Source organism: Nisaea denitrificans DSM 18348 (genome assembly GCF_000426505.1).
In the GTDB taxonomy this organism is placed as follows: domain Bacteria; phylum Pseudomonadota; class Alphaproteobacteria; order Thalassobaculales; family Thalassobaculaceae; genus Nisaea; species Nisaea denitrificans.
In genome coordinates, this window is record NZ_AUFM01000020.1 from 100,952 (window position 1) to 120,165 (window position 19,214).

The 19,214-nt window shown below is 60.6% G+C and carries 18 protein-coding genes; 7 read left to right on the forward strand and 11 right to left on the reverse strand.

The features are described 5' to 3' along the window. Positions 1–395 precede the first annotated feature (395 nt). The gene (locus K328_RS0115375; protein WP_084608337.1) at positions 396–1,487 is read left to right on the forward strand and encodes a helix-turn-helix domain-containing protein; all 1,092 of its coding nucleotides are present in this window, start codon (positions 396–398) and stop codon (positions 1,485–1,487) included. Here the strand turns inward: K328_RS0115375 and K328_RS0115380 are convergent. Both K328_RS0115380 and K328_RS0115385 read right to left on the reverse strand, forming a co-directional pair. Then, positions 1,484–2,254 (reverse strand): DUF3750 domain-containing protein, encoded by a 771-nt coding sequence (locus K328_RS0115380; protein WP_036554568.1) that lies wholly within the window; start codon positions 2,252–2,254, stop codon positions 1,484–1,486. The genes K328_RS0115375 and K328_RS0115380 overlap by 4 nt on opposite strands. Before the next feature lie 70 nt (positions 2,255–2,324). After that, on the reverse strand, positions 2,325–5,813 hold the full coding sequence (locus K328_RS0115385) for an indolepyruvate ferredoxin oxidoreductase family protein (RefSeq protein ID WP_028466735.1): 3,489 nt from the start codon (positions 5,811–5,813) through the stop codon (positions 2,325–2,327). Positions 5,814–6,125: 312 nt separating this feature from the next. Between K328_RS0115385 and K328_RS0115390 the strand changes: the two genes are divergently transcribed. After that, entirely contained in the window at positions 6,126–7,118 is a 993-nt protein-coding gene (locus tag K328_RS0115390) for an NAD-dependent epimerase/dehydratase family protein (protein ID WP_028466736.1), read from the forward strand. Positions 7,119–7,143: 25 nt separating this feature from the next. Here K328_RS0115390 and K328_RS0115395 read toward each other — a convergent pair whose 3' ends face one another. The 6 genes from K328_RS0115395 to wrbA form a co-directional block, all read right to left on the reverse strand. Then, positions 7,144–8,064, reverse strand: coding sequence for a hypothetical protein (locus K328_RS0115395; RefSeq protein ID WP_156901390.1), 921 nt, complete (start codon positions 8,062–8,064; stop codon positions 7,144–7,146). After that, positions 8,061–8,537, reverse strand: a complete 477-nt coding sequence (locus K328_RS0115400; RefSeq protein WP_028466738.1) for a putative periplasmic lipoprotein — start codon at positions 8,535–8,537, stop codon at positions 8,061–8,063. The genes K328_RS0115395 and K328_RS0115400 overlap by 4 nt, the downstream gene beginning before the upstream one ends. 52 nt (positions 8,538–8,589) lie before the next feature. After that, positions 8,590–9,816, reverse strand: a complete 1,227-nt coding sequence (locus K328_RS24305; RefSeq protein ID WP_051284966.1) for a hypothetical protein — start codon at positions 9,814–9,816, stop codon at positions 8,590–8,592. A 74-nt stretch (positions 9,817–9,890) separates the two neighbouring features. Further along, entirely contained in the window at positions 9,891–10,538 is a 648-nt protein-coding gene (locus K328_RS0115410; protein ID WP_245577566.1) for a penicillin-binding protein activator LpoB, read from the reverse strand. A 332-nt stretch (positions 10,539–10,870) separates the two neighbouring features. Beyond that, positions 10,871–11,572: a pirin family protein gene (locus K328_RS0115415; RefSeq protein ID WP_028466740.1), complete on the reverse strand. Its 702-nt coding sequence runs from the start codon at positions 11,570–11,572 to the stop codon at positions 10,871–10,873. 27 nt (positions 11,573–11,599) lie between these two features. Beyond that, positions 11,600–12,199: an NAD(P)H:quinone oxidoreductase gene (gene wrbA / locus K328_RS0115420; protein WP_028466741.1), complete on the reverse strand. Its 600-nt coding sequence runs from the start codon at positions 12,197–12,199 to the stop codon at positions 11,600–11,602. A gap of 124 nt (positions 12,200–12,323) precedes the next feature. On the opposite strand from wrbA, the gene K328_RS0115425 reads away from it, so the two are divergent. Then, positions 12,324–13,244 (forward strand): LysR family transcriptional regulator, encoded by a 921-nt coding sequence (locus tag K328_RS0115425; protein WP_156901392.1) that lies wholly within the window; start codon positions 12,324–12,326, stop codon positions 13,242–13,244. 4 nt (positions 13,245–13,248) lie between these two features. On the opposite strand, the gene K328_RS24310 is transcribed toward K328_RS0115425, so the two are convergent. Next, on the reverse strand, positions 13,249–13,737 hold the full coding sequence (locus K328_RS24310) for a tetratricopeptide repeat protein (RefSeq protein WP_051284967.1): 489 nt from the start codon (positions 13,735–13,737) through the stop codon (positions 13,249–13,251). Between the two features lie 107 nt (positions 13,738–13,844). Next, positions 13,845–15,107: a TIGR04372 family glycosyltransferase gene (locus tag K328_RS0115435; protein ID WP_169721216.1), complete on the reverse strand. Its 1,263-nt coding sequence runs from the start codon at positions 15,105–15,107 to the stop codon at positions 13,845–13,847. Between the two features lie 507 nt (positions 15,108–15,614). Here K328_RS0115435 and K328_RS24315 point away from each other — a divergent pair. The 4 genes from K328_RS24315 (at position 15,615) to K328_RS0115460 (ending at position 18,780) form a co-directional block, all read left to right on the forward strand. Beyond that, positions 15,615–16,391, forward strand: a complete 777-nt coding sequence (locus K328_RS24315; protein ID WP_051284968.1) for a glycosyltransferase family 2 protein — start codon at positions 15,615–15,617, stop codon at positions 16,389–16,391. After that, positions 16,388–16,717, forward strand: coding sequence for a lipid-A-disaccharide synthase N-terminal domain-containing protein (locus K328_RS24320; protein WP_245577567.1), 330 nt, complete (start codon positions 16,388–16,390; stop codon positions 16,715–16,717). Before K328_RS24315 ends, K328_RS24320 begins: the two co-directional genes overlap by 4 nt. 113 nt (positions 16,718–16,830) lie before the next feature. Then, a complete protein-coding gene (locus K328_RS0115455) occupies positions 16,831–18,009 on the forward strand; it encodes an alpha-D-ribose 1-methylphosphonate 5-triphosphate diphosphatase (RefSeq protein ID WP_051284969.1) in 1,179 nt (392 codons plus the stop codon). 39 nt (positions 18,010–18,048) lie between these two features. Then, entirely contained in the window at positions 18,049–18,780 is a 732-nt protein-coding gene (locus K328_RS0115460) for a DUF2306 domain-containing protein (RefSeq protein ID WP_028466746.1), read from the forward strand. Between the two features lie 6 nt (positions 18,781–18,786). Here the strand turns inward: K328_RS0115460 and K328_RS0115465 are convergent, their stop codons facing one another. After that, the gene (locus K328_RS0115465; protein ID WP_028466747.1) at positions 18,787–19,206 is read right to left on the reverse strand and encodes an EVE domain-containing protein; all 420 of its coding nucleotides are present in this window, start codon (positions 19,204–19,206) and stop codon (positions 18,787–18,789) included. Between the last annotated feature and the right edge of the window lie 8 nt (positions 19,207–19,214).

The window sequence follows — 19,214 nt, forward strand, 5'->3', positions numbered from 1 at the left end:
CGGTAGCAAAATGCGTCGTTGGTGGAGACACGGTTCAAGGTGTTCGAACGCACGCAATCGTGCTGCGCCTGCCGGCGAATTTCTGAAGCTCGTGTCGCCCATATGTCCGTTCCGCGGCCTTCTGCCAGGAAGAGGGGATCGGTCTTGTACGGTGCGTGATGTGCCGCCAAGACTCGATCCGAGTTGCTGTTCTTTGCTCTGACCTGTTTCTGCTTCTGCACTCACAGGTCTGTTGGCGCTAGAATAAGGCCGTAGCCTTCAACCAAGATGATATCGAGGGCAGGGTCAGGCTGCTTTGCTGGCTGTCTCAAAATCTTTGTGCGTATGTCTCATCGCGTTGTATTGATTGTTTGAAAGCCTTTTCTGCGTGAGAGCATCTTCAAGAGTGAGGTGAGATGGGGTTGGAGACAGAACCGCGAATTCCGTCATTGTCTCTGTTGCCCGGTATGGCCCCGCCGGAGGAGCTTTACTGGCATTGGCGCCGGGCGGTTTCGCCTTATTTCGATACAATCCCCCTTGAGGACCCCCGCAACCCGCCGCAACTGCCTGAACTGCAAATGTTCAATGCGGAGGGGTTCCTGTCCGTGAACGTGAAGTTCTCGGGGCAGAAATTCATCCGGGACAGCTCATGGCTCCGCCGGAATGACGATTCCGATCATGTGGCCCTGCAGTTTCTCGTCAGCGGCCGGAACCAATGCGAGAATGGCGGCTCTGACTTTGTCATGGAGAGCCGCGGAATTTATGCCCTCAATATGGGGTATGAGATCGATGCCCAATGTTCCGATGCCGAGGTCTTGAGTGTGATCCTGCCCCGTAACCGGGTGAGCGAAGATCTCCCGGCATTGGCGGATGCCCGTGGGCTGATGTTCGATACTGGTTCGACATCGGGAAAACTGCTCGCCGGCTTCTTTCATCTCCTTCGCGACACCCTGCCAACTACGACAGTCAGGGATGCGCCGGTTCTCAGCGAGAGCCTGATCGGTCTGCTGCGTGCCCTGATCATGGCTGGCGACCCCACTTCCATAGAGGCGCAGTCCGGCGTGCTCGCCTCGGTTCAGAGATATATCGATCGCAATTTGGGTGATCCAGCGCTCGGCATTGAGTCGATTTGCGCCCACTTCCGGATGTCCAGGGCAACGCTTTACAGGATTCTTGCACCGCATGGAGGCGTGCGGGATTACATCCAGCGGCGGCGATTGATGGGGGTTTTCAGGGCATTGGCCGCGCCGGCCAACATGGGTCGCGGTGTTTTCGATATTGCGCTCGAGTTCGGTTTCGGCACCCCCAGTTATTTCTCCCACCGCTTTCGGGAGCATTTCGGCATGTCGCCCAGCGAGGCCCGTGAAGCGGCCCAGAGTCATTTCCTGCGCGGCAACCAGCTGTTCCAGGGTGGCGAGGACGAAGGCCTCTCGGATGTCGAGACCATGCTGCGCTGGTCGAAGGAGCTGGGAGCATCGGGCCGCAGTGATATCGAGCCCGTTTCTTAGTCCTGCATCCCAACCCGGCCGATTCCGGGCAGTTTCAGAGCCGGGTTCTTCAGGTCGACGCCAATCGTTAGCCCGAGGACATTCACCTCTACACCTTCCTCCAGCGCCAGCATCACACCGGCCAGACCGAAGAGGGAAATCTGGAAGCCTGTGCCGCTCGGTGCTTTGGCGAAGACACCGCCTTCGGGGATGAAATCCTTGCCGATCGCGGTTGGTGGCAGGTCGAGGCTGAGTTCGGGTACTGCGCGGGCAATATGGGCCGTGAAGGTGTTGCTGTTCGGGCCGGGCCAGATCCGGTAGCTGGCGGCATGCGGATAGGAATTCGCGGCGGCGAAGATGCGGGGAATCAGGGTTTCGGCTTCCGCACCACGGATTTCCCGCAGCAGATCGGGTTTTGAGCCGAACCAGTAGCCGTCCGGGTTACCGTTGGTGGCCCGGACGGCGGTATTGGAATGCCGCAGTTGCCAGCCCATTACCTCGAAACGGGTGTAGTGCGCGGCATCGGGCTGCTTGACGGCGATCCAGGTATGCACACCGAAGATGCCGCGCCAGCTCCAGGCGCGGGCGGCATAGACATGAACCACGGCTTCCGGTGTCGTTTCGGGTGACGGCGCAATCTCGGCTGAATCCCGCCGCGCCTGACTCCAGTGCGTTGGACCTTCCGCCCATTTCCCGACCGCGCTGGCAGCCAGCGGTAAGCCGAGAAAGCCGACCAGTACCAGACCGAATAAAGTGATGCGTTTGAAGACAATCCTGACGTGCGCCATCAGGATGACATGGGGCGAGGGCCATGAGATGCAAGGCCGGCCCCGTCATGAACGGGACCGGCCAAGTGCTTTATTCCGCAGCGTTACGGGTTGCCGCGGGATTCCGGAAAGCCTCGAGGGCTTCTTCACGGCGCGTGGCCGCATTCTTCAGATGCCGTTCCTTCACATGGCCATAGCCACGGATATGTTCCGGGACGGTTGCGAGGGTGACGGCGGCGGCATGGTTCTCGCTGGAAAGGCCGCGGGCGACCTCTTCCATGTCCGTGAAATACTCCTCGATCAGCCGGCGTTCCGTGCGCCGCTCCTCTGTTCGGCCGAACGGATCGAAGGCAGTCCCGCGCAGGCCTTTCAGTTTCGCCAGAAGACCAAAGGCGGTGAAGATCCACGGCCCATAGGCGCGCTTTTTCAGCTCCCCGGTCTCCGGATCGCGTTGGGCGAGGAGAGGTGGCGCCAGATTTACTTCAAGCTTGAATTTTCCCTCGAACTGCTCGTCAAGCTGTTGCCAGAAGGCCGGTTCGGTATAAAGCCGGGCGACCTCGTATTCGTCCTTATAGGCCATCAGCTTGAAGGCATAGCGGGCTACGGCTTCCGACAGTTTTTCGGAGCCGGGCATTGCCCGTTCCTCGGCCGCCCGGACCGTTTCGACCAGCCCGGCATAGCGCGCGGCATAGCCGGCATTCTGGTAGGCGGTGAGTTCCGTGATGCGCCGCTCGATGGTCTCGTCGAGAGTGGCGGACAGACCGAGATGCTTCGGAGGTTCCACCACGGGGGCGGCGGCCTTTTCGACCGTGGCAAGATCATGCGCGGCCCTGCGGCCCCAGAGGAACGCCTTCTTGTTGAACTCGACCGCGACCCCGTTCAGCTCGACCGCCTTGAGGATGGCCTCGCCCGTCAGCGGCACCTGGCCGAGCTGGTAGGCATAGCCGAGCATGAAGAGGTTGGAAGCGATACTGTCACCCAGCAGGGCGGTGGCGATCCGGTTGGCATCGAGGAAGTGGGTCGAGTTTTCGCCACAGGAGCTTTTGAGCGCCGCTTTCACCGCTTCGGCCGGGAATTGCAGATCCGGGTTCTGAGTGAAGGCGCCGTTCATGGTCTGCTGGATATTCACGATGGCGGTGGTGTCGCCAAGGCTGAGCTTGGACAGACTGTCCAAGCCGACCGCCGTGATCATGTCGCAGGCCAGCAGCAGGTTGGCCGATCCGGCGGCGATCCGGACCGCATGCAGGTCTTCGGGTTTCTTCGCCAGTCGGACATGGGTGACGACGGAGCCGTTCTTCTGGGCCAGGCCGATCTGGTCGAGGACGGTGACGCCCTTGTCTTCCAGATGCGCGGCCATGCCGAGCAGGGCGCCGATGGTGACGACGCCGGTGCCGCCGATACCGGTGACGACGATGTTGTAGGGATGATCCAGCGCCGGGAGCGTAGGCTCCGGCAGAACCGGAAAGATATCAGCGCGGGCCGCAGTCTCTGGCTGCGCGCCGGTTTTCTTCCGGATGCCGCCGCCGACCACATTCACGAAGCTCGGGCAGAAACCCTTGGCGCAGGAATAATCCTTGTTGCAGGAGCTTTGGTCGATGGCCCGCTTGCGGCCGAATTCGGTTTCCACCGGGGTCAGCGAGACGCAGTTGGACTGCACGCCGCAATCGCCGCAGCCTTCGCAGACTTGCTGGTTGATGAACAGCCGCTTTTCCGGCTCCGGCAGCAGGCCGCGCTTGCGCCGGCGGCGCTTCTCGGTGGCGCAGGTCTGGTCGTACAGAATGATGGTGACGCCTTCGGTCTCGCGCAGTTCCTTCTGTACACTGTCCAGCTCGTCCCGGTGGTGCAGGGTGGCGAAATCCGGCCAGTGGGTGCCGAGCGGATACTTATCCGGCTCGTCGGTGATGATGCGCAGGGCCGCGACCCGTTCGGCCGCAACCTGATTGGCGATCTCCAGCACCGAAAAGGCGCCTTCCGCCGGTTGGCCGCCGGTCATGGCGACGGCGTCGTTATAGAGGATCTTGTAGGTGATGTTCACGTTCGCGGCGACGGCGGCGCGGATCGCCAGCAGGCCGGAATGGGTGTAGGTGCCATCGCCCAGATTGACGAACATGTGCTTGTGCTCGGTGAACGGCGCCATGCCGATCCACGGCGAGCCCTCGGCGCCCATCTGGGTGAATGTCTTGGTCTCCCGATGGGGCATCCAGCTTGCCAGGAAGTGGCAGCCGATGCCGGCGAAGGAGATGCTGCCGTCCGGGACTTTCGTCGAGGTGTTGTGCGGGCAGCCGGAACAGAAATAGGGGATGCGCTGGAAGTCCGTCACCGGCTTCAGCGCGGTCTTGGCGTGATCTTCAAGAAAAGCCAGCCGGTCGCGCAGGCGGCTATGGTCCCGCAGCTTCAGAACGCGCCGGGCAAGCAGCCGGGCGATGCTGCTGGCGGACAGCTCACCATTGGTCGGCATGATGACGGCACCGGTCTCGTCCTTCTTGCCGATGACGCGCGGTCGGTCGGCGAGGTCGAACAGGATCTGCTTTACCTGATCCTCGATCAGCGGGCGCTTCTCCTCGATCACCAGAACTTCCTCGAGCCCGGCGGCGAATTCCTTCAGTCCCTGCGGCTCCAGCGGCCAGGGCATGGCGACCTTGTAGATGCGCAGGCCGAGATCGGCTGCTTCCTGATCGGAGATGCCGAGATCGTCGAGTGCCTGTCGGACATCGAGGTAGGACTTGCCGACGGTGATGATACCGATCCTGGGCTTAGGGCTGTCCAGCATCACCTTGTCGAGCCTGTTGGCACGGGCAAAGGCGAGTATGGCGGGCAGTTTGTGGCTGTGCAGCCGTTCCTCCTGCTCCAGCCAGGGGTCCGGCCAGCGGATATTCAGCCCGCCTGCCGGCATGGCGAAATCATCGGGGGTAACGATTTCGAGCTGTAGCGGGTCGATATCGATGGAGGCGGAGCTGTCCATATTCTCCGCCGTCGCCTTCAGCCCGACCCAGCAACCGCTGAACCGGGACATGGCAAAACCGTAAAGCCCATAATCCAGCACATCCTGCACGCCGGCCGGATGCAGCATCGGAATGCAGGCATCCATGAAGGCATATTCGCTCTGGTGCGGGATGGTGGAGGATTTGGCCACATGGTCGTCGCCGGCCACCGCCAGGACGCCGCCATGCTGCGCGGAGCCAGCGAAGTTCGCGTGCTTGAAGGCATCGCCGGAGCGGTCGACGCCGGGGCCCTTGCCGTACCAGATGGAAAACACGCCATCATATTTGGCGCCGGGATAGAGGCCGGTCTGCTGGCTGCCCCAGACGGCGGTGGCAGCGAGGTCTTCGTTCAGGCCCGGCTGGAACTCGATATTGTTCTTCTGCATGAACGCGCGGGCGCGCCAGAGCTGCATGTCATAGGTGCCGAGCGGCGAGCCGCGGTATCCTGAGATGAAGCAGGCTGTGTTGAGATCTCGCGCGGCATCGCGCTGTCGCTGTGCCATGGGCACGCGCACAAGCGCCTGGATGCCGGTCATGTAAACCCGCCCCCGGTCGAGGGCGTATTTGTCGTCGAGCGAGACGGACTTGAGTGCCGTCATGATATCTCCCCGGCATTTCTGGGTGCCGATTGTCACGGCACTCCACTTGTTTCATTTGCAATTAAGGTATGCCTCTACCGGGGGCGCGGCAATCGGTGCAGAAGGTGCGGCACAAAAACGCAAGAAATCGACAATGTGACGCGACAGAACGACGCAGTTTTTCGTTAATCCAAGTGCGCGCGAAATGAAAAGCATGCTTCGATCACGAACCGTCGAATATGAAATTCCTGTTTCGGGAGCTTGGCGCCCCGGATTCCTTCCGGCATAAGGGATCCCGGAAATGACAGTGCTCCACCGATCCGGAAGAGGCTTATGACGATACTGCTGACTGGCGCTGCAGGGTTTATCGGCATGCATGTAGCGGAGCTGTTGCTGGCACGCGGCGAGCGTGTTGTCGGGATCGATAATCTCAACAGCTACTACGACCCGGCTTTGAAACATGCCCGGCTGAAAAATCTGGAAGGCCGCAACGGCTTTACCTTCGAGGAGCTGGAGATCGCGGACGCGGACGCTGTGATGGGGCTGACGGCGCGCTATCCCGATATTGACCGGGTGGTGCATCTGGCAGCGCAAGCCGGTGTGCGCTACTCCATCGACCATCCGGGCGATTATGTCCGCAGCAACCTTGTCGGCCATGCCAACATGCTGGAGTTCGTCCGCGGCCTGATGGACCGGCCGGGCGGCTGCAAGAATTTCGTCTATGCCTCCTCCTCCTCGGTCTATGGCGCCAACAAGGAAATGCCGTTCAGCACCGATCAGAAGACCGACAGCCCGGTCTCCTTCTATGGCGCGACCAAGAAGGCGAACGAGCTGCTAAGCTATTCCTACGCCCATCTCTACCGGGTGCCGTCCATCGGCCTGCGCTTCTTCACGGTCTACGGACCCTGGGGCCGGCCGGACATGTCTCCCTGGCTGTTCGCCAGCGCCATCCTCGAAGGCCGGCCGATCAAGGTTTTCAACAATGGCGACATGATGCGCGACTTCACCTATATCGCGGACATCGCCGCCGGTGTCGTCGGCGCGCTCGATACCCCGCCATCGGGCGAAGGCGAGGCCTGCCCGCACAAGGTCTACAATATCGGCAACAACAAGCCGGTGAAGCTGCTGGATTATATCCGGGTGATCGAGAAAGCCTGCGGTGTCGAGGCGATCATGGACATGCAGCCGATGCAGGCGGGCGACGTCTACGCCACCTACGCCAACATCGATCCGGCATCAGAAGATTTCGGCTACGCGCCAAGCACGCCAGTCGAGGAAGGCATCCCCGCCTTCGTCGACTGGTACCGGAAGTATCACGGGACCTAGCGCCGCAGCGTTCACCGTCAGCTTCTCAGAGTCGCGGGCCGAGTTTGTTCATCACGGCCGTGGACAGTAACGCGCCTATCTCTTCCGGATTGGCTTCTTTGTCCGTTGCTTTTTCGAAGCCGCCGGAGGTTGCCGTCCAGGTTTCAGAGGCGGCGATCCTGAGGTCGTCACCGCGCACCAGTCCGGAATAGACGATCCGGCTGTCATCGACATCCATGGCCAGCAGACGCCAGGCGACGTGCTTGGGTGAATCCGGGTCATGAATTCCGTAGGCGACCAGAACCAGATCCGCATGGCCTTTCAGAGCGTCGATTTCCAGCGCCTGCAGGTCGTCACTGCCGCCGGCGCGGGACTGCAGCCGGATCATCATCGCCCGGTCCAGAATATTGACGCCGTGGTCCAGGAAGGCGCTTTCGAAGGAGGATCGCACGCGTTCCATGTCGAGCTCGGAGAGCGGGTTGTCTCGGGTGCCGCTTTCCCCGCCGGTATTCAGCTCTTTCTTGAATTCGAGACGGATCTTTTTCTGGGTGCCGACGGAGGTACTCGACGCGGCGCTGCCGAATCCACCATTGCCCCGGACGATGAAGATCGGATCGATATCGTTGCCTTTAACGGCTGTCTTCTCTTCACTGCCGCTGATGACCGCCCGGCTTAGGGCGACCCAGCTGCGCGGCGTGTCGCTGATGGTGCGGTTGAAGAAAATCGCGGTCTTCGGGCTGCCCGCATCGCGATAGGCACGCTCGAAATCTGCTGCCGTCTTAACCGGAATGACCGGTGCCGATTGAACGGTACCGCTCGGATCCGTGCTGCCATTCATGACGGCGGGCTGGTTCGCGCGGAATTGCCATGTGCCGTTGCTGCTCTGCGCCGCAACCGGCAGGGCAGAACCGGCGGCTGCCGTGAAGGCCAGCGCCGCCAGGACTGTTTTCAGGCGGGGAGACATCATGAACCCTCCCGTAACTCAATCAGATAAAGCGCCGCATCAGGATTGGTGCTGTGCGTCGCGTAGCTCTGATAGGTGTGTGGGCTGAGGATCAGCCGTGTCCATGCGGTGACGGGCTCGCTCTCGATTTGGCCTGCGTTGAAGAAGGTCGCCCGGCCCTCGACCTGGAGTGTGTGATCGGTGCAGTTGACTATCCGCGCGAATACCCGAACCGAGCCGTCTGCATTGCGCTGGGCCGAAGTGGCTTGGACCAGGATCTTGTTGGTGATCCGGATATCGGAAACGTTCGCGTAATTCAGCGGCATCTCGGTGATCGATCCGGGAACCTGTGGCACCAGGCGCTGCGTGCCTTGTTCGGCAAGAGCGAAATTGCGCTTATATTCGTAAAAATCGCACTGGGGACGGGGCTTTACATTGGCGCAGCCAGACAACAGGGCGAGACCAAGGGCGGCGGTGGCAATCGTGAAAATCTTCATCGTTCGCGTGCTCTCTTCATGAGCTGTTGAGCCAGTTTGAGGAAATCTTCCCTCACGTTGCCGGTGCGGCACTGTTCGGAGCCCGGACCGGAAGTGTTTTCATGATGCTGACGTCGCGGGCCCAGATCAGGCCGCAGGTCTCACCCGGAAAGGCCTGGACGACTTCGGCGCCGCGCCCGGAGAAGCTGCCCGGCGCTGCCCCGGAGCCGGTTGCGGCAAGTGTGACTGTGTCCGGCAGAACGTCAATATAGCGGATATCCGCGTCAGGCTGCGCCGCTTCGGCGGCAGCCTTGGCGATCAGGCCGACCACCAGGATACCGAGGCCGACAAGTGCCGCATCCCTGTTGCCTGCTCCGGCGCCGTAAAGCGCGGTGCCGGCGCCGACTTGGGCCAGCACAGTGCCGGTGGCATCCATGCCATCCTTGAACTTGGCTTTCCCCGCGAGGATGGTGTCGATCTCGCGTCCGCCGCGGCTGCTGGCCTGCCAGTAGACATTAGCGGCCATATTGAGCGTGAGTTTCAACCCATCGGGATCGTAGGTAATCTCGTCGATGCCCGTTTGGTATCCGCGCCGCACTTTCAGTTGCTCGTCATATTTCCCGGCTGCGAATTTAGCCGGCGCCTGGCCCGACTCATAAATCACCAGAGTCGACATGCTGGCTTCCGGCGGAGCCAGGGTGTGGCGGTGTTCGTGTGCAACAGAGAAGGCATCCTCCGCCAACTCGTCGTCGCCATTGCATTTGGAGGCCCAGCCGGAGAGATAATTCAGCAGCGCGAAATCGGCCTGATATTCTTCCTCGGTGGACAACGTGTCCTGAAACTCGCCGGCCTTGAAGCTGGCGCGGGCGTTTTCGAAGTCACCCTCCGCCAGATAGGCCAGGCCGAGATAATAGAACACCATCGCGCGTTCGTAGGGTTCGCCCTTGAAGTCCTTGATGTTTTCCTTGACGAATTTACCGAGAGCCTGCTTCGCGGCCGTATTGTCGGCATAGACGGTTTCAATCCGGTCCGCGGCAGCAGCCAGCTCCCTGCGGGCCAGCTTGATATCGCCCATCTCGAACGCCTTAACACCGATCCGGGCATGGTTCAGAACCGCGTTCCGCTCACCCTGCGCAAGCAGAATGCGATAGTCCCCGTGCAGTTCGGCCGGTTTTCCTGCCAGGGCCATCTTGAGTTCCTCGGCCGATACCACCCGCTCCTTCTCATGGTCCTGAAGCGTCTGGCAGGCTGCCAGCGATATGGCGACGTAAACAGCGACGGATGTCTTTACCCACTTCATGCGCATCTCTCCCCCATACGCTATATTCATCCCTCCATGCGCGCCCCCGCGCGCCGGATGGGTTTCTTGTTCATTCAGCGGTAGGTGACGCTATCCGCGGCGGCCTTCGTGAAATCGTAGATGTTGGTCCAGATCAGAATGCCGCTTTCAAGGTCGACCATCTCGAAGGTGATCTGTGTAAAGCGTTGTTGCATGCCGGTAGATGTGTCGCGAGAATCCAGCGAGGCGATGCGGCCGACGAGCCTGTAATCTGAGCCTGCTTGTGCTTGCGTCCTCCCGGTCGTCGCCACATCGACAGTGCCGCTGCGCTTCAGTTCGCGTTCCTTCGCGACCACGTCGGCATATTCGCGGCCGACGAACTGCATCCGTCCGCGCGCGGCCCGTAAAAGGCCGACCCGCAGTCGGTCCGCGATCAGGTTCTTGTTGATCCGCTGGGCGCTTTCATTCGTGAAATGCTTTGCGTCGATAATGACGCGGGGCGGGACGGCAGCATTCGCGAGCTGCGGCGACAACATCATGTCGCGCATCATGGCGTCGGCCATTGCAATGATGTCCTGGCCTTCAATTCCGATGCCGGTCGCGGGACCGGGTTTGGTGGAGTCCTGATAGGTCGTCTGGACACCGGACTCGTTCTTCACTCCGGTCGTCTGACACGCGGAAAGTGTGACGGCGAGCAGCAGGATGGTCGCGCCTTGCGCGCGTTTCAGGCTGAAATTCATCATGGTGGAGATCCGCTCCCGAGACCGTAGATTGTCTTTAGTTTACGGTGAATACCGTGGCAATAGAGGTGCCGACTATAGAGGATGTTTATGCTGTTTCAACAGCTGCCATAAATTTGGTGTCACTATAAAATCAACCGTTGTTTGCTTGCGTATTCTGACTGAGGGACGATGAAAACGATCTTTGGTTGATACCTGCGGTTGGCCGCGCCCATTTGTCCGGAAACTCTTTTGGGTTCAGGAGAAGATAGCAAAACGTCTCCCCGCTGAGACCGGGAAGGCGCTGTGTTTTCGTGGTGTTCAGGCGGGAGCCGTTCCGCCAGGAGGTGTGGTTTTCAGGCCACGTCGACCATCACCAGGTCGGTGTCACCGAGCGCTTTGACCGTGATGGTTTTCTCTCCGCTTACAGCGACGCCATCGCGGGCCTGTGCCGGAGTACCGTTCACCTCGATGGCGGCATCGGTCGAGACGAGATAGCCCTGACGGCCTTCGCCGAAGCTGTAGCTGACAACATCGCCGCCTTTCAGCTTGGCGCCGAGCACAGCCGCGTCCTGGTGGATCGGCAGGGCGTTGCTTGCCTTGTCCGTGCCCCGTCCGGAGGCCAGGGCGGTGAAGCTGCCTGAAGATGCCTCCGGAAAACTCCGGGTGCCCCAGCCCGGCTCGTGGCCAGTTCGGTCCGGGTGAATCCAGATCTGGAAGATCTGGGTTTCTTCGTCTTCCAGATTGTATTCCGCATGTACGATGCCGGAACCGGCATGCATCACCTGTACGTCGCCCGCGACAGTCCGGCCTTCGTTGCCGAGCCGGTCCTTGTGCGTGATCGCCCCTTTGCGGACATAGGTGATGATTTCCATGTCCTTGTGCGGATGAGGATCGAACCCGGTTTTCGGCTTGATGGTGTCGTCGTTCCAGACCCGGAGTGGGCCGAGGCCCATGCGCTTCGGGTCATGATACTGGCCGAAACTGAAATGATGGTGGGCATTCAGCCAGCCGAATTGGGCCGAGCCGAGCGAGTCGAAGTGTCTGACATCAATCATTGTTCCCACTCCTGTCTGGTGTGTGAGTTAGCCGGCAAGTTTCGCCGCGATGGTTGCCACGTGCTTGCCCTGATATTCCGCGAGCGAAAGTTCCAGCTCACTCGGCTGGCGGCTGCCGTCGGGACCAGCGATCGTGGCCGCGCCATAGGGGGAGCCGCCGCGCACTTCGGAAATGTTGGTAAGGCCTTCGGCGGCATATGGCAGGCCGACAATGACCATGCCGTGATGCATCAGCGTCGGAATGGTGGTGAGAATGGTCGACTCGTTACCGCCGCCAGTGCCGGTGGAGGTGAAGACGCTGCCGACCTTGCCGACCAGCGCACCCTTGGCCCAGAGGCCGCCAGTCTGGTCGAGGAAGTTGCGCATCTGCGACGCCATGTTGCCGAACCGGGTCGGGGTGCCGAAGATGATCGCATCATAGTCGGCAAGTTCGGCCGGCGTCGCGACCGGTGCGTCCTGGTCCAGCTTGATCCCGGCATTCTTGGCAACGTCGTCGGGCATCAGTTCGGGAACGCGCTTCACGGTAACCTCGACGCCATCGACGTTGGAGGCACCCTTGGCAACCGCGTCGGCCATGGTTTCGATATGGCCGTAGGATGAATAATAAAGAACGAGAAGTTTTGTCATGATGTGTCTCCCGCGACGGGGTTGTGTCGTCGCTTCGATCTGGAAACTGGGGGTATTGGTTGATTTGAACAATCGGGGTAAAATGAATAAATTTGTTTCCCATAAGAAACTGTGAGTAAGCGAGATGCTGGATAATCTGACCGGACTGGTGGTGTTTGCGAAAGTCGTCGATGAGGGCGGTTTTTCGAAGGCGGCAAGCAGACTCGGTATCTCGAAATCCTCGGTCTCCAAGCAGATCAGCGCGCTGGAAGACCATCTCGGCACGCGTCTTCTCAACCGCACGACGCGCCGGTTCAGCCTGACCGAGCCCGGAACCCTGCTTTACGAGCGGTGCCAGCGCATTGTGGCGGAAGTCGATGCAGCGGAGCGCGAGGCGGGGTCCCTGCAATCGAACCCGAGCGGGCGCCTCCGGATCAGCGCCGGCGTGTCTTTCGGGCGCCTGCATCTCTCGCGCGTTCTGCCGGATTTCCTTTTCGAGTATCCCGAACTCTCGATGGAGCTGGTGTTAAACGATCGGCGAGTGGATCTGGTCGAGGAAGGCTACGACGTTGCTCTCCGGATCGGCCGACTGGAAGATTCGACGCTTGTCGCCCGCAAACTCTGCCCGGCACGGCAGGTCACTGTCGCGTCGCCGGACTATCTGAAAAAGCGGGGCGAGCCGAAACATCCCGGCGAGCTTCCGGGGCACGAGCATCTCGCCTACAGCTACCTCAATGAGGGGCTCGCATGGGATTTCAGGGTCGACGGGCGAGCGCAGCAATTTCGGATTGCGCCGCGCATGATCACGAATAACGGCGATGCGATCCTGACCATGGCGGAACAGGGCGGCGGTATCGCGCAGATTCCAACCTTCATTGCGGGTGAAAGCATCCGGGCAGGGCGCCTGCAGCCGATCCTCCCCGACTTTGCGGCATCACCCATTGGAGTCTACGCGCTTTATCCGAATGCGCGGAACCTGCCATTGAAGGTGCGGGTATTTATCGATTTTTTGCGCAAACGTTTCCGCGAGAACGCTGGATGGGATGAAGGTCTCGGGCTGGACTGAAGGTCTACCAGTCTGCTCCAACCTTGCCAGTTTTCTTGTAGGCCTCGATCATTCCGGCAAGTCTTTCCCGCTCCTCGCAGCCTTTCCCGCCCGCGCAGAGTTCGCCCAGTACGACGAGTTTCTGCTCCGCTTCCTGGACGCGGCCGGTCTCGAGATAGAGTTTCGCCGCATAAGCGTTGGCCGCAAGGTTCTTAGGGTCGGCCTCCAGAGCCTTCTGATAGGCATGCTCGCTATCGACATAACGTTTGGTCTTGCGCAGGCTGAAACCGATCAGCGCCCAGGCATCGGCGTCCTGTGGATCCTCGTCGACGAAAGACTGCATGATCTCGAGGCCCTTGGCGTAGTCGCCGTCCTCGATGGCCTTGATGCCGGAATAGTAAATCGGCGGCCGTTCGATCTCGCTGTCCCCGCTCTCGGGGAACACGGCATGGGCGGTGTTGCCGCCGAATGCGATGAGAAAAGCGATCAGGATCGGCAGGCTGGCTCGGGCCATCGTTATCGTCTCCCAACATAGTCTCCAGCGATACGCGCGGGAGAGGCCTTTGGACCTAATATGTGTTTCGCAGCGAGGCAAGAGTGTGGCGCGGCTGCGATTGTTCCCTAACGAAGGAACCAGGGATTATCTATTATGAAGGACTGACAGTAATTGGTCCAAGGCAGGGCGTAGGCATAGGTTTCGAAGCGGTCCTGCTCGTCCGGGCCTTTTTCCGGCAGATTCGCTCTATAGCGCTCCAAATGGGTCCGTGACATTTCGCGAAACCGTGCATCAAGAGATCCGTCGGCCTCGAAAGATCCGTCCAGTCTCTCCTCCATCTCTTTGACCGCCGACAGGATCTGCTCCGGGCTGTTGTCCTCCAGCGCAACGCCTGCCCGCGCGAATCCCTCGACCGTGTTCTGCAGGAAGAGGTCGCGTGCCAGCATCTCGTCATACCCGATCTGAGCGCCATTCTCCGTGTTCCGGTATGTCTTGAACAACAACAGGTCCCTGGTGTTCACCCAGTGGTCCGGTTGGCTGTAGCCGTTCACCATCACCATCGGTGTGTTGAGGATGCGGGCGATTGCTTCCGGGCCGGAGGAGCAGGTGATGGCAAAACGAGCCCGTGCGATGCAGCAGACGTCCAGAATGTCGGCGTAGTCCGGGTGATGCGGCAGATCGACCACCAGCGGACTTTCGTGGTTCAGCGGCACCGAGGTGCGGTCGCCAAGTCGGAAGACTCTGTAACCCTCACTGACAAGGTGATCGATGGCCGGGAGATAGTTTTCGATCCGATTGGCGCGGAAGTGGTGGTAGCCCATTTCAGGCAGGTATCCGGTGTCGCGGACATGCAAGACGACTGCCGGGCGGTCATCGTCGTAGCCCATCTTGGCCAGCAGACTGGAGCCCTCCGCGAGCAGGTCTGCCGGTGGCGTCAGATGCCGGATAGGGTTGCCGGCTTCCAGGTGCAGGACGAAATCGCGAAACAGGGCACTTGGGGAAATCATCGCCCAGGTGAGCGGTCCGATATCCATGGTGCCGGCATTGAAGTGGCCCATCATGACCAGCTTGCGGTTCATGGTCTCCAGGAAGTCGATCCGTGGTTCATGCAGGCGCCTGACGCCCCGGCTATGTCCCTGAAACCTGTGGTCGTGAATGATGGCCGCGATGTTCGGATGGCTCTCGCAGAAGAGATTGGCGAGATAAAAAGGCTCCAGACACATATGCCCAATCCGGGAGGCCGCGGGGAGCATGTAGGCGAGCGTTTGCCCGCCGCGCTGCATCAGCGGTCCGACAATCTCCACGAGACTCTGGAGGTTGGCCTGGGAAAAAATCTCTTTTGCTGCGTCGAGACCGACCGAGGCGACTTCCGGTTTGCCGTTAGTCATCGATCCGGAGTCCATTCGTGATTAGCATGAGGTGAGTCTAGCCCGATGTATCTGCCGATGACAGATAGAGATGCCACTGCATTGGGAATGCTCACACAACCGAAGTAATGTGACGCTATACACAACGCACTAGCGTTCTCCATCCGGTAAAAGTCCGCATGCCCCTTCGACTCGTCTTCGCCCTCGCGGCGTTGTTTCTGGTGCTTTATCTGCCTGGCCTCACCGCCACGCCGCTATCTTGACGCGGCCAGCGACAGCATCGTGCTTGTTGAAGCCAGGCACCGTGACGCGTTCCTAGAGGAGGCGGAGACCCGCGGTCTTCGGCCGGAAGAGGGTGATACAGTCAGCGGTCTGAACTATTCCCGGGGCGATCCGGTGGCTGTTACGCTCTACCGGCTGCAAGCCGTTAGGCGCCTGCGACAAATCAGCGTCCCGCCCTTGGCGGTTGATCCGGGCGCCCCCACACCTTAAAGAACCGCAGAGGCAGGCGTTTTCGAAAGGGCCGACGTGCCGCATTCAAATGTTTCCAGTCCCGAGGCAGGCGCCACTGCACCGCCCTTGCTGTCCGTGATCGTCCCGGTCCTGAACGAGGCCGAGAATATCGCGCCGCTGGTCGGCGAGATCGAGGCGGCTCTGACCGGCGTCTGCGCCTTCGAAATCATCTATATCGACGACTGCAGCACCGACGAGACACCTGACGTCCTGCGGCGCCTGAAGGCGGATCGCCCGCACCTTCGGGTGATCCGGCATGACCGGACCTGTGGGCAGAGCGCGGGCCTCCGTAACGGTGTGTCCGCCGCCCGGGGCGAACTCATCGCCACGCTGGACGGCGACGGGCAGAACGATCCCGACGATATTCCGAAGCTGCTGGAGAAATACCGGCAGACCGCGACGGCGGAGCAACCGGTCATGATTACCGGGCACCGGGTCAACCGCCAGGACACTACTTCAAAGCGGGTGGCGTCGAAATATGCCAACAAGCTCCGGCGGGCCCTGTTGAAGGACGACAATCCGGACACCGGCTGCTCCCTGAAGCTCTATGCGCGCGGTACTTTCCTGCGCTTTCCCTATTTCGATCATATGCACCGTTTCCTGCCGGCTCTGGCGAAGCGCGAGAATTGCGCGGTGCATGTAGTTCCGGTAAACCACCGCCACCGTCAGCACGGTCAGTCCAAATACTCGAATTTTGGCCGTGCATTGGTTGGCATTCCCGACCTGCTGGGTGTGGCCTGGTTGCTGCGCCGGAGTCCGGGCGGCCTTAAAGCGAAAGAAATCGATCAGTGAACCTGGATGCCTTCTTCGACCTCTCTCCTGAAGAGATGGTCATGCTCACATTCGGATTTGTCGCCCAGGCGTTGTTCGCGGCGCGCTTCCTGGTGCAGTGGGTTTCCAGCGAGATCGGCCGCAAGAGCGTGATTCCCGTCGCCTTCTGGTACTTCAGCTGCGCCGGCGGTATCATGATGCTGATCTATGCGATCTGGCGTATGGACCCGGTTTTCATCCTCGGTCAGTCGACTGGCCTCATCGTCTATATCCGCAACCTTTTCCTTATCCATCGCGAGAAGCGGATGGATATAATGGCTGCGAAAGACGCGGGCGGAGACGACTGAACCGGGCCGGCTTCGGATCGCGGCGGGAACTTTTCTTCCCGTTTGTCATTCTGCTGTCATGAAATGAGGGGACACATTCCCTCTTTTACGAAGTCCAGCCCGTTCGAGGTCCCATGTCTGTTTCCCTGGTTAATGCCCGTGTTCTGCTTGAGGACGGTTCGGTAGAGAAAACCGAGATCCTTATCGAAGGCGGAGTGATTCAGGCGATCGGTACGGGTGCGGTTACCGGGCGTGCATTCGATCTCGATGACAGGCTGGTGCTGCCGGGGATCATCGATCTGCATGGAGACGGGTTCGAGCGCAGCCTGATGCCGCGCACCGGCACGGAGTTTCCTATCGATATCGCTTTGATGGATGCGGACCGCTCGATCCTTTCCTCGGGCATCACAACGGCTTTTCTGGCCCAGGGAGTGAGCTGGGAAGGCGGCCTCCGCGGTTCGGCAACGGCGGAAAAGATCCTGTCCGCGATCGAACGGGGCCGGAAGCGCTTCGGTGCCGACCTGCAGTTCCATCTCCGGTTCGAGACCTTCGCCATTGAGGAGCAGGAAGCCACGATGCGCTGGCTCGAAGACGGTCGCGTTTCGATGCTGGTGTTCAACGACCACCTGCCGCAGTTCGAGCAATCCCTGCGCGAGACACCTGACAGGATGCAGCGCTGGGCTCACCAGCTCGGCATGACCTTTGATGATTTCCGGGCCGAAGTCCGTGCCCGTCGTGCCCGTCAGGACGAGGCGGAGGAGACGGTGCGCCGGATCGCCGAACTCGCTCGCCAGGTTGGGGTGCCGACAGGCTCACACGATGACGATACGCCGGAGCTGCGTCAGCATTACAATGCGCTGGGTGCCCGGATTGCCGAGTTCCCGGTCAATCTGGAAACGGCGAAAGCGGCCCGGGCGTTGGGGAACCCCGTCGGCATGGGCGCCCCGAACGCCCTGCGCGGTGGCAGCGCCTCTGGCAATGTTTCCGCCCTCTCTGTGATCGAGGAGGGGCTCTGTGACTACCTGATCTCTGACTATTACTATCCGGCCCAGTTCCATGCGGCATTCAAGCTTGCCGCTGACGGCGTGCTGCCCCTGGGCAGCGCTTGGGCGCTGGTGTCTGCCGGCCCGGCAAAGGTCGGCGGCCTGGATGATCGCGGTGTGATTGCGGTCGGTAAACGCGCAGATATGATCGTGGTTGATGACAGTGACAAGGCTTTGCCGAAGGTGGATTTCGCTGTGGTGAACGGTGCTCTGTCATACGCGTCCGAGCCTTACCGGGTTGCCGCGTTGCCGGAACTGTTCCCGGTTTGACGCTTTTCCGGAACACGGTTGGGGTGCAAGACTGACGCTATGGATGCTGCGCCCTCGTTCCTGCTGACCTTGCATATCGCCACCGGGGCGGTCTCTCTCGTCATGGCCGCGCTGGCCATCGCGGCGCCGAAAGGCCGGCGCCTGCACCGGCTTGCCGGGAAGCTTTACGTCCTGTCGATGGTTGTGGTGTTCGCGACTGCGGTGTCGCTTAGCCTCGCTACCAACGATTTGTTCCTGATGACGGTGGCGATCTTCAGTTTTTACATGGTGGTGAGCGGCTATCGTGCGCTTTACCTGAAGCAGCCCACAGCATCCCTTGATCTGCGCTACCGGATCGGTGCGCTGGACAAGGGGGCAGCGCAGTTCACCATGATCGCCTGTTCGGCGATGGCGACCTATGGCGGTGTCTATTGGTACACCGAACCTCTAGCGCCGGTGCTTGTTGTGCTTGGCAGCGTCGGCAGTCTGATGGCGTTTTTCGATCTGAAGCGGTTCCGTAATCCGCCGAAAGATCCACGCGCCTGGTTCTTCACCCACATGATCCGGATGCTCGGCGGCACAATCGCCTCGGTCACGGCATTTCTCGTCAACACCGGCGACATGCTGCCGCCGCTCGCGCGCTGGCTAATGCCGACGATCATCGGCACCGCCGCGATTATCCTCTGGGTGGCATATTACAAACGGAAATTCTCAGGTGGGGCTGAGCCGGAAACCGTCGCCGAGGTCAGGTTGCGGGAGATGCCGGAAGAGGATGAGGAAGACGGGATCTAACCGTCCTCAGAGCGGCGTTTCCGCCATCTCCATGATGATCTTCCATTGCTCCTCGCTGACCGGCACGACGGACAGGCGGGACTGGCGCACCAGTGCCAGGTCTTCCAACCGGGGCTCGGCCTTCACGTCCGCCAGGGTCACCGGCTTCACAACCGGTTTCACCGCCTCGACCGTGACCATGCCGAACCGGCCCTTCGCGTCGGTCGGGTCCGGGTGATATTCCTCGATCACCTTCACGATGCCGACGATCTGCTTCTCGTTGACCGAGTGGTAGAAGAAGCCGAGATCGCCGACTTTCATGGCCTTCATGTTGTTCGAGGCCTGATAGTTCCGGACCCCGTCCCAGCCTTCGCCTTCCGCGCCCTTTTTTACCTGATCGTCCCAGGACCAGGTATTCGGCTCGGATTTGAACAACCAGTAGGCCATTGACGGTG